We start from the raw sequence: 15,088 nt of genomic DNA on the forward strand, positions 1-15,088 counted from the left end.
GGCCGGCCGACGACTCGAGGGGCAGGACGCATCGCGCCCTGCCCCTCGACGGGTAGTTGGGTGTGTCGGCCGGCAGCTAACTGCCAACGAAGTGCGCTGGGCGCTTCTCGGCCAGCGCGCGGCGCGCCTCGCGGGAATCGTCGGTTGCCGTGACAACCGCATGATGCGAGGAGATGAGATCCAATGCGGTTCTCAAGTCATGTCTTTCACCCAACCGGGTGCTGCGCTTGATGAGTTGCACCGCGATAGGCGGTTGGCGGGCGATCTCGGAGGCCAATTCGTGGATGGCGTCGTCCAGCTGATCGTCGGGATGCACCGCGCTGACAATGCCGAGGGAAAGCGCCTCTTCGGCATCGACAATTCTTCCGGTCCACATGAGTTGAAGAGCTGTCGCGGTGCCCACGATGCGAGGCAGTAGGTAGCAGCCCCCGTCGCCAGGGACGAGACCGACACGGATGTAGGCCTGCGAGAATCGGGCCGACTCCCCCGCCAGTCGAATATCGGTGAGTAGTGCCATGTCCATGCCCGCGCCGATCGCGTCCCCCGGAATTGCGGACAAGTACGGTTTGCTGAGCGCCTCCGCTGCGTGGGCGACCTTGTGGACACGTTTGGTCAGTAGCTCTTTCGCGCCCAGAGGCGTGGGCGCGATGCTATCGAGGACAGCGAGATCGACGCCGGAGCAGAAGGCCCCGCCTGCGCCGGTCACCACCACCACCCGAACGTTCGAGTCCTCCTCGGCCTCGATGAGGGCCTGAGCCCACGCGTCGATCATCTCCAGAGTGAATGCGTTCTTCCGCTGCGGGCGGTTGAGTCGGATGGTGGCGATGTGTTCGGCCACCTCGTATTCGAGATCTGTCATCGAGATACCTTTTAAGTCAGCCACGCTGGTGGGTTGGTCAGCTCGAAGAGCCGAGTACGAGCACGTTGTAGTACTGGGCGCCGGACCCGGCACCGGCAACCAGACCGGTACGAGCACCCGGTACCTGCCTGTCGCCGCCGTCTCCGCGAATCTGTCGGACTGCCTCGATAATCTTCAACGTTGGTGCTCCCCAACCGATGTGAGAGAAAGAGAGGACGCCGCCGTCCGTGCAGGTCGGCAACCCTCCGGTTATTCCGATTCCGGTGTCGAGTGCGAAAGGCCCGCCGTCACCTTGTTTACAGAATCCGAGGGCCTCGTACTGCCGCAGAACCTCCGCGGAATTGACGTCGTAGAGCTGCACGAAGTCCAGGTCGTGCGGGTCGATCCCGGCACTGGCGTAGGCACGCTGCGAGGCGTCGGCGCCGATCATCCACACGTCGTCGTATCTAGGCGGGTCGACGTACTGCTGACGCATCCATTCAGCCCCGCCGCCGAGTATCCGCACGGGCGTCGACGGTAGGTCACGCGCGCGCTCCATCGACGTGACGACGAGCGCCGCGGCACCTTCGTTGGCCAGACACACGTCCAGCCGGGTGAACGGGTCGACCAATGGAGGAGCGGCGAGAACATCCTGGGCCGTGTATGGGCCACGACCAGCCATGACTGCGTCGGGGTTGGCGGAGCCGGTATTGCGAATGGTCGCGGCCACTTCGGCCATCGCCTCCCGCGCGTGCGGGTATTGGTGAAGGTAACGCTGCGCCACCAGGGCGAACTGCGCGGTGGTGAAGGACCCGAACGGTTCGACGAACTCGTTGGCCGGGCGGGTGTAGGAGGCGACGCGACCCGCTTCGGCATCCATCACACCCGCCTGTCCTCCGGTGATCAGAACAGTGTGGCACTGTCCAGTCGCGATCGCCGCGGCCGCGTCGAGTACTGCCGGCACGCCTTGGGGGTAGGTGTCGCCGATCCAGCGGACCTCGATGCCGAGCAACCCTGCCCAGTCGGCCGAGCCGGGCTGGAAGACGGTGCCACCCGGGCCGGGCCATCGGGCACAGATGCCGTCGACCTCGCTGCGATCGATTCCGGCGTCGGCGAGTGCGAGCTTCGCCGCCCGGACACTGGCAGTCAGTGAATTCATGTCGAGGCGCTTGGCCTGAGGGGTCATGCCGACGCCGACGACGGCGACATCGTGGAACGGGTGATGCCGCGTCATGACACACCGGCTCCAGTCGTGAATTGCTCCCGTACTTCCGCTTTGGTGATCTTGCCTACGGCATTGCGCGGAAGATCCGGCCACACTTCGACACGCTCGGGAATCTTGATGCTGGGCAACCCGTGGGTTCGGCACCACTGCTGCAGTTCCTCGACCGACGGCACCTGCGATCCGCTGGCGATCACCGCGGCGGCGATGGCTTCACCCCACTCCGGATCTTCGAGGCCGACGACGGCTGCTTCCCGCACCTGGGGATGCAGGGTGAGGACGTTCTCGATTTCGGTCGGCGCGATATTGAACCCGCCGCGGATGATGAGGTCTTTCTTGCGACCGACAATTTTCAGGTAACCGTCGGATGCCCACTGCCCGATGTCGCCGGAGTGCATCCACCCGTCGATGAGGACTTCCGAGGTCCGCTCGGGTTCGTCGTAGTAGGACACCATCGTGTACGGGGTGCCGAAGACGATTTCTCCGGGTTCGCTGACCGGCACGTCGGCACCGTTGTCGTCGACCAGGCGCACCATCACGGCCATCGATTCTTTACCGCAGGTGGCGAACAGTTCCGTGTTACCGGCCGCCGCTGCCGCGTGATCGCTCTTGCGGAGCATGGTACCGATCGAGGCGATCTCCGCCATTCCGTAGAGTTGCACGAACACCGGCCCGAAGCGTTCGACAAGGTCCTTGACCCGGTCCGGGGCGATCGGCGCCGATCCGTATCCGATCGTACGGAGCGTGGGCACAGCCTCCGCGTCAATTGTCGATTCGAGCAAGCGAATCAGCATGGTGGGCACCAGGAAAGTGTGCGTGACAGAATTCAGCCGCACTTCTTCGGCGAACCGATCCGGCTTGAAGCCGCGGGAGTCCGCGAAGCCGATCGCCCCGCCGAGAAGTGCGAGCGGCGCGATGGTGATCTGCATACTCGAGTTGTGCGGAATGGCGATCATCCAGCGCGAGCACTCGGAGAGCTCGTACTCGGCCACCGCAACTGCCGCGTGCTGCAGAGTTGCACCGACGTCGAAAAGGATGCCTTTCGGTCGCCCGGTGGTGCCGCTCGAGTACACGATGCAGAAGTTGTCGTCCGGCCCCACCAGGCGCTCGGTTTCCGGTGCTGCGGGAGACGATGCCGCCAGCTGCTCCTCGTAGTCGACCGGGTCGTCGATATCGAGAACAACCACGTCCGTGCCTTCGGTGATGCGCCGGGCCATCGGGGCCAGCTCGCCGTCGGCGAGGATCACCTTCGGTGTGCAATTGGCGAAGATATCGACGTATTCCGGCTCGCCCAGCCGAAAATTGAGGCCGACGTAGACCGCTCCGGACTTGGCGCAGCCACCGACGAGTTCGACCACTTCCATCCGGTTGGCGACCAGTACCGCGACCCGATCGCCGCGAGCGACACCGTAGCGATCACGCAGAAGGTTGGCCAGACGGCAGGAACGGTCGTTCACCTGTGCCCAGGTCCGTGAGCGAGCGCCGGCGAAACACGCCAGAGCTCGAGGATTCCGTCGGGCGTTCCGGCTGTATGCGAGTCCGATATTCATCGCGGGTCCTTTGTCTCGATGGTGCGGAAGGCGGGAAATGTCCACTGCTCGTCGATCGGCACCCACGTCACCTCGACGCGCGCACCGACCGGAGTAGGCATGTCTCCCCTATCGACGATGTTTGTCAGAAGGTGCCAGCCCTCGTCCATATCGACGATCGCCAATTGATACGGCGCCGGAATAGCGGGTGAGGGCGAGCGGTGTATCACGGTGCTGCTGTACACAGTTCCCGTACCGGAACTCGCCTTGAAGGTCCACCGCTCACTCAGGCACCGGGGGCAGATCAGCTGGGGGGTGAAGAAGTTGTGCCCACACTCGTCACAGACGGGCCGAACGAGGCGATGTTCGCGGGCCGCCTGCCAGAACGGTGCGGTCAGTGAGCTGGCGGTGGGTAAGGGGCGTTCCAGTCGAACGTCCATTACCGTCCACCCACCAGGAGGAGGTGGGCTGCCTCGTCGACCGGCATACCCACGGCCACTCCGCGGTCGCGCGCCGGTCCGTTGCATGCGCTGATCAGCCCCTCGTGATATCCACGAAAGGCGTCGCCGATCGGCGCGGTTCGACCGTCGATGCACGCACCGGCGAGTCCGGCTTCCTCTGCGGTGCGCAACCCGACGATCCCGGACTCGTTCTTCGACATTCCTCCGTCGTGGCAGATGAACCCCCACGGATCAGCCTCGAGCAGGAACTTCGCGCCGCTGCGACCGGTGTGACCGGCGGTCACCATCACACTGCGGCCGGCGTCCTCGGGCAGCGCCCACACAATGGAGTCGGTCACCACGATGCGCCTGCCGTCCTCGAGCTCCTCGACCACCTGTCGGCGGATCTTGTTTCCCACCGTGGTGTCTCCCAGATCCCTGTCCCGCAACAACTCCGCCGCCTGGCGCACCGGCATGCCTACGACGACGCCGAGACATTCGGCGTGGTAGTTCACGTGCGAGATCCGACCACTCTCGTAGAGGTCACGACCGTTCCCCATCTCGACGGTCATCCCATCAGCGGTGGCAGCCGGTATCCCCAGTGCCTCGAGGTACCACAACCCGGCGATGCCGGCACCGTCCTTGCCGACGCAGGCATCGTGGCCGATGACACCGCGCGGTCGATGAACCGCACACATCCGCGCGGGAAGCACGCCGATATAGGACGCCGGAAGAACCACGTCACGGTCGGTGTTGCGATCGTCCACCCAACGCGCGGAGTCCATGATGACGATGCGCCGCCCCTCACGCTCGGCGACGATCTCCTGCGGATGGTCCTTCTCCCGCTCGAGCAGTGTCTCTCCCACGTCACTATCTCCTTGCAGATCGGCTGAAATGGCCGCACCAGTTTTGAACGATGTAGTGATATCATACGCATATTTAATCGGTCCTGAGAAGAGCTCAGGTGAAGATTCCGCCACAGCCGGGGATCGCACGGGTCGGCCTTCGCGAATCCCGGGGCGGTCCGGCCAAGATCCTCGACGCCAAAGATTAAACATGTCTATAATATGCACATTACTCTACGCCTCGAACTACGCCTCGAGTGGCCAGGCGGGGCATCACAACGAAGGAGAATTCGGTGAATCTCGACGGAACATCCGCACTGGTGACCGGGGGCGCTTCCGGGCTCGGTTTGGCCAGCGCACGCGCACTGGCCAAACGCGGGGCGCATGTCACCATTCTGGACCTGCCCACCTCGGCGGGCAAAGATGTCGCATCGACGTTCGGTGGAGGCGCGAGCTTTGCTCCCGCCGATGTGACCGATACGGAAACAGTCGAGGCGGCACTGGATCTCGCGCAATCACACGGTCCGTTGCGGGCCGTCGTCCACTGCGCCGGCCGCAGTCACACGATGCGAATCCTCGACAAGCAGGGGCAGCCCAATTCGCTGGAGAACTACGCCGGCGTCATTCAGACCAATCTGATCGGTTCATACAACATTCTGCGTCTCAGTGCAGCACGCATGGCGGAGAACGAACCGCTCGACGGCGACCGCGGCGCCATCGTGATGACTGCTTCGGTCGCTGCATGGGAAGGCCAGATCGGGCAGATTCCATACGCATCCTCGAAAGCAGGCATCGTCGGCATGACTATCGTCGCCGCACGAGATCTCGCGGCGCATCAGATCCGCGTGGCCACCATCGCACCCGGAATCTTCGATACCCCGTTACTTGCACGGCTTCCCGAGAATGTCCGGCAGAAGCTGGGCGAGTCTGTTCCACATCCCAGCAGACTCGGCGATCCCACGGAATTCGGCGACCTCGCTGTACACATCCTGGAGAATCCGATGCTCAACGGTGAGACGATTCGCCTGGATGGTGCGATCCGGATGACGGCGCGATGAGCACCGCAGAGATTGCAAGCGAATCGTTGCTCGTCGGCGAGCAGACGGACGGTGTGGTCGTGTTGACCATCAACCGGCCCGCCGCGCGTAATGCGATCGACCTCGGCACCGCTCGGGCTATCAGCCGGACTTTCGACCTGCTCGACTCCGACCCCGACTGCAGGGTCATCGTTCTGACCGGTGCGGGTGGCCACTTCTCGGCTGGTATGGATTTGAAGGCCTTCCGGGCAACCGGTGAGCGTCCCGTCGACGAGCGGCGTGGAGCATTCGGTCTGGTCCGCAAACCTCCCCACACCCCACTCATCGCCGCCGTCGAGGGCGCCGCGGTGGGAGGTGGGTTCGAGATCGCCCTGGCGTGCGATCTGATCGTCGCGGCGGAGGATTCCGTGTTCGGCCTGCCTGAAGTACAGCGTGGGCTGACGGCCGCCGGGGGCGGTCTGCTTCGCTTGCCGTCCCGCATCCCGTATCACCTGGCGATGGAAGCCGTATTGACCGGTCGCCGCCTCAGCGCCACGTGGTGCGCAGAGCAGGGGCTGGTCAACCGGATCGCACCGCCCGGCGCGGTGCTCGACACTGCCCTCGAACTCGCCATGGAGATCAGCCGCAACGGCCCCCTGGCGGTCCAGGCATCGAAACGGGTAGTCATCGAATCCGAGAACTGGCCAGCCCAAGAGGCTTTCGATAGGCAGGAAGCCATTGTCGACCCCGTTCGTCATTCGGCCGACGCACGCGAGGGCGCTAGTGCATTCGCAGAGAAACGTGCACCGCACTGGACCGGCAGCTGAGGCGACTTCGAGCCGCTGTGCGTCGTCATCGCGGTGGTGGTGCTGCAGTCAACTGCAGCACCACCCGGCACGAAGCGAACCGTAATGTCACAACGCATGATTGACACTACTCAGATACGCCGGTAGCGGTGGTAGCGAGTCGAGGACTCGCCGCCACCGCTACCGGCGTTGCTCTGGACCAATTATCCGGAGTATGCGCCGCTGAGCAGAATCTGCTTCAGCTCGGTGAACTCGAGAATGCCTTCGGCGCCGCATTCACGACCCCAACCCGACTGCTTCACTCCACCGAAGGGCTCGGTCAACGAGCAACCCGCGAGATTCAGTGCCACACCACCGGACCTGATACGTCGCGCAATCGCCAGCGCCTGGTCGCTGTCCTTGGCGTACACCGAGGCGGCGAGACCGAACTTGCTGTCGTTGGCGATCCGGATCGCATCGTCGAGATCGTCGTAGGCGATCACCACGGTGATGGGGCCGAAGACCTCTTCCTGGGCGATCTCCATGTCGTTGGTGACGTCGCGCAACAGGGTGGGCGCGAAGTAGTAACCTCGGTCGAGGCCATTCGGCCGGCCGCCACCGGCGGCGACCACAGCCCCCTGCTCGACTGCCTTGGCCAACATCCGCTCGGTCCGCTCGACAGACCTCTTGTTGGCCAACGGGCCGAGGTCGGTGTTCGGATCGAATGGATCTCCCACCTTGATGGCATTGAAAGCGTCCGCCAGCTTGGCGACAACTTCGTCGTAACGACGACGCGAAACAAGGATTCGGGAGAGCGCGACGCACACTTGTCCGCAGCCGCCGATGGCACCGGGAACGAGAGTTCCGAGGACTTCATCGATGTCGACATCGTCCGCGATGATCGCCGGCGACTTCCCACCGAGCTCGAGCGCGGTCCGCGCCAGCCGGTGCGAGGTCTGCCGAACAACTTCCATGGCCACGGCAGTGCCGCCGGTCATGTGCACCATGTCGATGCCCTCGTGCTGGACGAGGTACTGACTGGTGGCGAGTTCCGCGGCGAGGCCGCTGATGACGCCACGCGGGAAACCTGCGGCCCGAGCGGCGTCCATGATCAACCGCGAGGTCAGCTGTGACTCAGGGGCGAATTTCACCACCACGGTGCATCCTGCGAGCAGGGCCGGGATGACTTTCATGCCCATCAGAGGCACGGGTCCGTTATAGGTCAGGATCGCGAGAACTGTTCCGATGGGCTGGTGCTGTACGAGCACTTCACTGCCGGCATTCTTGCGAATCTCCTCCCACTTCAGGGTTGGAGCCACCGCGATCGCGTGACCCCAGATCGCGCTGCCTGCACCCGAATTGATCATCTCTCCGTGCGCCTGGGTGTAACCGGACTCGAACATCCATGCCCGGTTCAGGGCGTCGAGACGGGATTCGAGTTCGTCGGCGAAGATGCGGCAGATGCGTGCCCGCTCCTCGACGGTCATGCGTGGCCAGGGGCCCTCGTCGAACGCGGCCCTTGCCGCGGCAACGGCAGCGTCGGCGTCAGCCGCACTCGGCGCGGCGACCGTGGCCACCACCTTTTCGGTGGACGGCATGACGACATCAATGGTCTCGGCACTGGCGGGGGTAACCCAGTCCCCGGCGACAAATACCTTGTCGAGCTCTGGAACTGCGACGTCGAGCTCATTTTCGGTGGGGGTGGTAATCGACATCTGGACCTCTCAGGTTGACGCGCATTTGCGACTGGTGCTGTGACGGAGGTAACAACTATAGTTGTATAACATAGCCATGTTTTAGCCGTCAATCAAGCCCACCGACCTGGAGCGGGATAGCCCCACTTGCCGTGTGATCCAGATCTCGACAACGCGGTATCCACGCGCTAAGCTGCATAATATAAGCCTATTTAGGCACACCATCCGAACCAAGGAAGTGCTCATGACCACCGCATATGCGTCCGCTCAGCCCACCGAGAAGAAGCAGTCGTTAGCGATCATCGATTCCGACGTTCACCCCTACATGGAGAACGGGCTGGCAACCCTGGTGCCGTACATGAGTACGGCGTGGCAGAAGCGCATCGGCGCCGGACTGGGTGGCGGCCACACGGTGGCGTCTCAGTTCCACCTTCCCCTCGACTACCTCTACATCAACTCCTCCGGGGGTATGCGCGGCGACACCTCGCGTCCCGGCATGTCGCCTGCGACCGACCCGGAGTTCACCGCCGCGCAACTACTCGACGGAGCCGGCATCGATCGGGCGATTCTGCTCTCCGGACACCTGCTGGGTATCGGAGCGATGCCCGATCCGCAGGTCGCAGCCACCATCGCATCGGCATACAACGACTGGATGTGCGAGCGTTGGCTTCAGTTCGACAAGAGATACCGCGGCGGCCTCGTCATCGCACCTCAGGATCCCGAACTCGCCGTCAAGGAGATCGACCGGATGGCCGATCGTCCCGGAATCGTCGAGATCTTCATGCCGCTGCACGACATCTTGATGGGCGAGAAGCACTACTACCCCATCTATGAAGCGGCGCAGCGGCACGGGCTCCCCATCTGCGTCCACCCCAGCGGAACCGAGAACGTCTACGCTCGCGCGCCCCGGATGGCCGGTACCCCGACGTTCTACATCGAGTGGCACGCACTGCTGGGTCAGATCCATCAGGCCAACACTGCGAGCCTGCTGTGCCACGGTGTCTTCGAGCGCTTCCCGGAGCTGAAAATCGTCATCGCCGAAGGTGGCATCGCCTGGATCGCGGAACTCAGCTGGAAGCTGGATTCCGACTGGTATGGACTGCGAGACGAAATCCCGTGGGTCAAGCGGCATCCGAGTGAGTACCTCAACGAGAACATGCGGTTCACCACGCAGCCGTTCGTCGAGCCGCCGAAGAAGCAGCATCTGCTTGCCCTGATGGACATGATCAACGCGGAGAAGGTTCTGATGTTCAGTTCCGACTACCCGCACTGGAACTACAACGACCCCACCAATGCCCTCGCCGGTCTGCCGGAGGACCTCCAGCGCCGGATCATGTTCGACAATCCACGGGAGTTCTACGGTGACCGCATCAACTGAGTGGGATACCACGGCCATGAATGTCATGCTGACTACGAACGAATCCGAAGTCGACCTCGACCTCGTTGTGCACGCCCGGCGGATGCTGACGCCGGACATCGTCGCGTTGGATCTTCGGTCGAATGACGGTGCGCTTCTACCGTCGTGGTCTCCCGGCGCACATGTCGAGATGAATCTCGACAACGGGCTTTCACGACAGTATTCCTTGTGCGGGGATCCGGCCGATCGGCAGACATGGACCGTTGCCGTGCTACGTGAGCCGAGCAGCCGGGGCGGATCCGACTACATCCACGACAAGCTGCCCACAGGAACCAGCGTCAAGAGCCGGGGGCCGAGGAACAACTTTCCGCTCGAGCCCGCGAGTGCGTACCGCTTCGTGGCCGGCGGGATCGGCATCACTCCGATGCTGCCCATGATTCGAGCGGCTGAAGCCTCAGGTACCCCCTGGACGCTTCTGTACGGTGGGCGCTCCCTCGAGTCGATGGCTTTTCGCGAGGAGCTGAGTCACTACGGCGACAAGGTCACCTTTCACCCACAGGACACCCACGGATTGCTTCCGTTGGCTACCGAGCTGGCGGACCCCGTGCCCGGTATCGGAATCTACTGCTGCGGACCCGAGCCGCTGCTCGCTGCCATCGAGGGTTACTGCGAATCGGTCTGGCCCACAGGGGCGTTGCACGTTGAACGATTCCGCGCCGATCTACCGGATCTGACGCACGCCCGTCCGATCGAGGTCGAACTGGCCCAGTCCGGCATGACACTGACGGTCCCCGCCGACAAGAGCATTCTCGAGGTGTTGACCGACGCGGGTGTCATGGTCGACGCATCGTGCGAAGAGGGCACCTGTGGAACCTGTGAGGTAGTGGTCCTCGCGGGAACACCGGAACACCACGATGTGGTCCTGACCGAGAGCGAGCGCGAAAGCGGCGAGTGCATGATGATTTGCGTCTCGCGCGCGAAGGGCACATGCCTCAAGCTCGACCTGTGAATAACGTTGCGTCGCACTGCGTGTCTTCCGCACGACCGGCGCCCGATCAATGCACTTGGGTAGACAAGGATGAATAATGGCTTTTGAGCTGGATCAGCAGTATCTCGACCTTCGTGATGAAGCAATCGCGGTCGCGGCCGCGGCCGAACCGTTTGCCGTCGAGGCCGACGCGATGAGCACCGTGCATGAGGGCATGCGGAAAATTCTCGCCGAGAGCGGTCTGTGGGCACTGACCGTGCCGGCCAGATGGGGCGGACGTTTCGAATCCGTCGACCCGCTCGCCGTGTGTGTCGTTCGCGAGATTCTCATGGGAACGTCGGCGCACCTGGACTCGCTCTTCGCCCTGCAGGGCATCGGCAGCTTCGGCCTGGCGCGGGCAGGTAGCGACGAATTGCGGGACGAGTGGCTGCCCAAGGTCTCCTCCGGAGAGGTCCTCGCCGGCCTCGGGCTCACCGAGCAGGAGGCCGGGTCGGACCTGAAGAACATCGTCACCGAGGTACGTCGAGACGGTGAACGTTTGGTGCTGAACGGCAACAAGTCCTTCATCTCCAACGGCGGCGCGGCCGGCTTCTATTGCATTCTTGCGCAGGAAGGTCAGGGGCAGAGCCTGTTCCTCGTTCCGGCAGACGCACCCGGCTTAACTCTCACCCCGACACCGGAGATCATCGCGCCCCACATCCTGGCCGAGCTCGCGTTCGACAACGTCGAGGTCTACGAGGGCAACCGCATCGGTGAGATCGGCAAGGGACTCGAGCATGTGCTTGCCACCCTCGCGGTGTTCCGGGTCTCGGTCGCCGGCGCATCGGTCGGTCTCGCCCAGGCCGCCTTGGAAGAGGCAGCCCGGCATGCGGGCACGCGCGTGCAGTTCGGGCGTCCCCTGGCCAGGCTGGGCGCGGTGGCCGACATGCTCGGTGCTTCGTGGTCCGAACTCGAAGCGGCACGCCTGCTGACCTACAAGGCCGCAGACATGGCCCGGGTCGACCCGGCCGCATCCCTGCACTTCAGCTCCATGGCGAAACTGGTCGCCAGTGAAACCGCCGGTCGTATCACCGACCGCGCAGTGCAGATTTCCGGCCGCTTCGGTCTGGTTCGTGATTCCAAGCTCGAGCGACTTTACCGCCAGGCCCGCCCGATGCGGATCTATGAGGGCTCGTCGGAAATTCTCCGGCTCGGGATCTCCAAGGCGCTCGTCGGCAATGTCTTGGCCGGCCATGCAGGCTCGACGGAAGGACAGCGACGATGAGCCCGCGCGCGGCGCACGAGGCCGTCATCATCGATGCCGTCCGGTCCCCGGTCGGCCGTGGCCACCACGAGAAAGGCGTGCTCCGCGACGTGCACCCCGCCGACCTCTTGGGACAGTGCTACGAAGGTGTCCTGCAGCGCGTGGGCATCGATCCGGCAGCCGTCGGCAACGTGATCACCGGGTGCGCCAACCAGATCGCGCAGCAGTCGTCAGGCATAGCCCGTACCGCCTGGTTGCAGAAGGGATTGCCGGCGTCCACAGGCGCCACGACGGTGGACATCCGTTGTGGCTCCGGCCAGCAGGCGGCACACTACGCGGCGGCGTCAATCGTCGCCGGCATCGACGGGGCGGTGATCGCCGCAGGCGTCGAGCACATGGGACGCAACGGGTTCCGCGTGCATCAAGGATCCCAGGAACAGTGGGGCCAGGCGTTCACCGACGAACTGCGATCACGATACCCGCTGGTTTCGCAGGGAGTGGCTGCCGAACGGCTGGCCGATCGTTATAACATCAGTCGCGCGGAGATGGACGAGTTCTCCGTCCTGTCACATCAACGTGCCGCGGCGGCGACCCGGGACGGGCACCTTGCCCGGGAGATCCATCCGATCGACGTCAACGGCACCAAGGTCGAAGCTGATCAAGGTATCCGGGCCGACTCGACTCCCGAGTCGCTGGCAGCGCTGAAACCGGTCTTCTCGGAAGACGGGAAGGTGACGGCCGGCAACTCGTCGCAGATCTCGGACGGTGCCGCCGCAGTCTTGCTCACCAGCGCCGAGTTCGCGCAGGAACACGGGCTCCAGCCGCGTGCGCGGGTTGTAGACCAGGTGGTGCTCGGAGTCGACCCGGTGGACATGCTGACCGGCCCCATCCCCGCGACGGCGCGCATCCTCGACCGGAACAACCTGAGCATCCGTGATATCGACGCCATCGAGATCAATGAAGCTTTCGCATCGGTGGTGCTCGCATGGCAGCGCGAATTCGAGCCCGACATGGGCCGCGTCAACTCTTGGGGTGGTGGAATCGCTATCGGACATCCATTGGGCGCCACTGGAGCTCGACTGCTGACGACGATCGTCAATCGGTTGGAGAATACCGACAGCCGCTGGGGACTGGTGACCATGTGCTGTGGTGGTGGACTGGGTACCGCCACGCTGATCGAAAGAATTTGAATCATTCCGGCACCGTTCCCCATGGTGGAACGGTCTCACTGCAAGACTGGAGCACGACAATGACACGCCACGTGATCGGCAAACTGGACGAATTTCCCGACGACACCCGCCGCGTCGTCGACATCGACGGAGAAGAAGTCGCGGTCTTCAACGTCAGAGGATCCTTCCACGCGATGCGGAACGCCTGCCCACACAAGGGTGCACCGCTGTGCACACTCCCCCCCACCGGGATGATGCTCGAAAGCGCACCCGACGTCTACGAATGGGGACGTGAAGGCGAGATCGTGCGCTGCCCTTGGCACGGATTCGAATTCAATCTCTCAGACGGCAGATCGGTTCTCGCGCCTCAACTGAAGCTGCGCGCCCGCGTGTACAAGGTCGACGTCGAGGGTGAAGAGGTCGCGCTGTACGTCTGATCGTTACCATTTCAGAGAGCACGCGACCTGGGCCGGTGACCACCGGCCCGGGTCGTTTCGTGCTGCCGCCGGATGACCGGTTGCACGGAGCGCCGAAGACTTCGGTGGTCATCCACCTCCAGTCGGAACCGAAACGGCCAGTCGCAACCGAAACGGCCCTGGTCCGATCTCTTCGCGAGATCGGACCAGGGCCGCTGGTGACGAAGGGACCGAAGCCTCCGCCTGGTGTCTCACATGACCAGGACTCCCTCGACGATTCAGTTGCACCGACCGTCGGCTCAGGCAGTGAAGCGGTAGCGGGCCAGACCGCGCACCCAGTAGGACGGCATCCATTCGGGGTCCGTCTCGAGCGGCTGCAGATCAGGGAACCGGGTCAAGAGCCCGCTGACGGCCTTGGCGCACATCATTCGGCCGAGTGGTGCGCCGATGCAATGATGTGCGCCGGTGGCGAAGGAGAGGTGCTTGTTCAGGTTGGGCCGGTCGAGAATGAACTTGTCCGGCTCGTCGAACACCGTGTCATCGTGGTTGGCGGACGCGATGTATGCGAACACCATGGAATCGGCCGGAATGGTGACTCCGGCGACGTCGACGTCACGCGTGGAGGTTTGGAAGACCATCTGCACGGGTGAATTTTGACGCAGCGTTTCTTGAACTGCGGCCAACGCCCGGTTCGGGTCGCGCCGTACCTCCTCCAGAATTGCTGGATGTGAGAACAGGTTGTAGACCGTCGAGCTGATCAGATGGGACGGAGTCTCCGAGCCGCCGAACTGCATCAAAGCAACCAGGCTCAAGATTTCGGTGGCGGTGAGGGTGTGGTTCTCTTCCTCAGCGCGCACCAGGTCGGATACCAAGTCGGTTCCGGGGTTCTTGCGTCGGTACTCGATCTGCTCGGTGAAGTAGGCCCGTAGTTCGGTGACGCTCGTTCGGATCTGGTCGAGTTCCTCTTGCGCAAGGACCCCACGGCTGGGCGACTTCAGCAGATCCATCGTCCAGCGTTTGAAATCCTCTCGCACGTCCGGGTCATCCACACCAAGAAGGTCGGCCGTGACATTGACGGGAACATAGGCGGCGAAATCCGATACCAGGTCGAACTCGGCACGCTTGCTGTCCAGGTTGTTCAGGAGCCGTTCGACCACGGCATCCACTTTCGGTTCCATGGCCTTGATCGCGCCCGGACGAAAGCCGGCGTTGGCCAGACGCCGGATGCGTGAATGTTCCGGCGGGTCGGTGGCGATGATCGACTTGACCTCCGGAACCGGGTCGAACTCACCGAACGCATTGGTGGTGAAGTCCTCGGCAGAGAAGATCTCGGGATGCTTGAAGGTGTTTTCCACGTCGGAGTACCGGAACACTCCCCACGCACCCACCGACTCGATGTACTGCACCGGCGCGTTCTGCCGTAGCTCCCGGTAGAAGGGATAGGGGTTCTGCTGAACCAAGAATTCGAGTGGATCGAAACCCGTAGTGGTTGTCACCCTGACCTCCAGATCGAGACCGACCGGCTCGACAGAGCCGCATGGTCGCT

14 protein-coding genes are annotated in these 15,088 nt (G+C 63.4%); 7 read left to right on the plus strand and 7 right to left on the minus strand.

From position 1 onward, the window contains the following. Positions 1–76: 76 nt before the first annotated feature. Genes R4P95_RS00540 through R4P95_RS00560 form a run of 5 tightly spaced genes read right to left on the minus strand, consistent with a single transcriptional unit; the run spans position 77 to position 4,895 of the window. Positions 77–859, minus strand: coding sequence for an enoyl-CoA hydratase/isomerase family protein (locus R4P95_RS00540; protein WP_317746774.1), 783 nt, complete (start codon positions 857–859; stop codon positions 77–79). Between the two features lie 37 nt (positions 860–896). Continuing rightward, positions 897–2,072, minus strand: coding sequence for a thiolase family protein (locus tag R4P95_RS00545; RefSeq protein ID WP_317746773.1), 1,176 nt, complete (start codon positions 2,070–2,072; stop codon positions 897–899). Continuing rightward, on the minus strand, positions 2,069–3,610 hold the full coding sequence (locus R4P95_RS00550; protein WP_317746772.1) for a class I adenylate-forming enzyme family protein: 1,542 nt from the start codon (positions 3,608–3,610) through the stop codon (positions 2,069–2,071). Before R4P95_RS00550 ends, R4P95_RS00545 begins: the two co-directional genes overlap by 4 nt. Continuing rightward, positions 3,607–4,029, minus strand: coding sequence for a Zn-ribbon domain-containing OB-fold protein (locus R4P95_RS00555; protein WP_317746771.1), 423 nt, complete (start codon positions 4,027–4,029; stop codon positions 3,607–3,609). Before R4P95_RS00555 ends, R4P95_RS00550 begins: the two co-directional genes overlap by 4 nt. Then, the gene (locus R4P95_RS00560; RefSeq protein ID WP_317746770.1) at positions 4,029–4,895 is read right to left on the minus strand and encodes a hypothetical protein; all 867 of its coding nucleotides are present in this window, start codon (positions 4,893–4,895) and stop codon (positions 4,029–4,031) included. Before R4P95_RS00560 ends, R4P95_RS00555 begins: the two co-directional genes overlap by 1 nt. Positions 4,896–5,167: 272 nt before the next feature. On the opposite strand from R4P95_RS00560, the gene R4P95_RS00565 reads away from it, so the two are divergent. Together R4P95_RS00565 and R4P95_RS00570 are read left to right on the plus strand one after the other, a co-directional pair. Next, the gene (locus R4P95_RS00565) at positions 5,168–5,932 is read left to right on the plus strand and encodes an SDR family NAD(P)-dependent oxidoreductase (protein WP_213572894.1); all 765 of its coding nucleotides are present in this window, start codon (positions 5,168–5,170) and stop codon (positions 5,930–5,932) included. Then, positions 5,929–6,717 (plus strand): crotonase/enoyl-CoA hydratase family protein, encoded by a 789-nt coding sequence (locus R4P95_RS00570; protein ID WP_317746769.1) that lies wholly within the window; start codon positions 5,929–5,931, stop codon positions 6,715–6,717. Before R4P95_RS00565 ends, R4P95_RS00570 begins: the two co-directional genes overlap by 4 nt. A gap of 182 nt (positions 6,718–6,899) precedes the next feature. Here the strand turns inward: R4P95_RS00570 and R4P95_RS00575 are convergent, their stop codons facing one another. Continuing rightward, on the minus strand, positions 6,900–8,390 hold the full coding sequence (locus R4P95_RS00575; protein ID WP_317746768.1) for an aldehyde dehydrogenase family protein: 1,491 nt from the start codon (positions 8,388–8,390) through the stop codon (positions 6,900–6,902). Between the two features lie 223 nt (positions 8,391–8,613). Between R4P95_RS00575 and R4P95_RS00580 the strand changes: the two genes are divergently transcribed. The 5 genes from R4P95_RS00580 to R4P95_RS00600 all read left to right on the plus strand — a co-directional run bounded on the left by R4P95_RS00580 (position 8,614) and on the right by R4P95_RS00600 (position 13,563). After that, complete coding sequence (locus tag R4P95_RS00580; RefSeq protein WP_317746767.1) at positions 8,614–9,747, plus strand: amidohydrolase family protein; 1,134 nt, start codon at positions 8,614–8,616, stop codon at positions 9,745–9,747. Further along, positions 9,731–10,735, plus strand: coding sequence for a PDR/VanB family oxidoreductase (locus tag R4P95_RS00585; protein WP_317746766.1), 1,005 nt, complete (start codon positions 9,731–9,733; stop codon positions 10,733–10,735). Before R4P95_RS00580 ends, R4P95_RS00585 begins: the two co-directional genes overlap by 17 nt. A 76-nt stretch (positions 10,736–10,811) precedes the next feature. After that, positions 10,812–11,978 carry an acyl-CoA dehydrogenase gene (locus R4P95_RS00590; RefSeq protein WP_317746765.1) on the plus strand — a complete coding sequence of 389 codons (1,167 nt, stop codon included), beginning with the start codon at positions 10,812–10,814 and terminating at the stop codon, positions 11,976–11,978. Continuing rightward, positions 11,975–13,147 carry a thiolase family protein gene (locus R4P95_RS00595; protein ID WP_317746764.1) on the plus strand — a complete coding sequence of 391 codons (1,173 nt, stop codon included), beginning with the start codon at positions 11,975–11,977 and terminating at the stop codon, positions 13,145–13,147. The genes R4P95_RS00590 and R4P95_RS00595 overlap by 4 nt, the downstream gene beginning before the upstream one ends. A gap of 59 nt (positions 13,148–13,206) precedes the next feature. Beyond that, complete coding sequence (locus tag R4P95_RS00600; protein WP_213572900.1) at positions 13,207–13,563, plus strand: Rieske (2Fe-2S) protein; 357 nt, start codon at positions 13,207–13,209, stop codon at positions 13,561–13,563. Between the two features lie 278 nt (positions 13,564–13,841). Here the strand turns inward: R4P95_RS00600 and R4P95_RS00605 are convergent, their stop codons facing one another. After that, a complete protein-coding gene (locus R4P95_RS00605) occupies positions 13,842–15,038 on the minus strand; it encodes a cytochrome P450 (RefSeq protein WP_317746763.1) in 1,197 nt (398 codons plus the stop codon). Positions 15,039–15,088 lie beyond the last annotated feature (50 nt).

Origin of the sequence: Rhodococcus sp. IEGM 27 (assembly GCF_033142305.1) — a bacterium.
Classification (GTDB): Bacteria; Actinomycetota; Actinomycetes; order Mycobacteriales; family Mycobacteriaceae; genus Rhodococcus_F; species Rhodococcus_F oxybenzonivorans.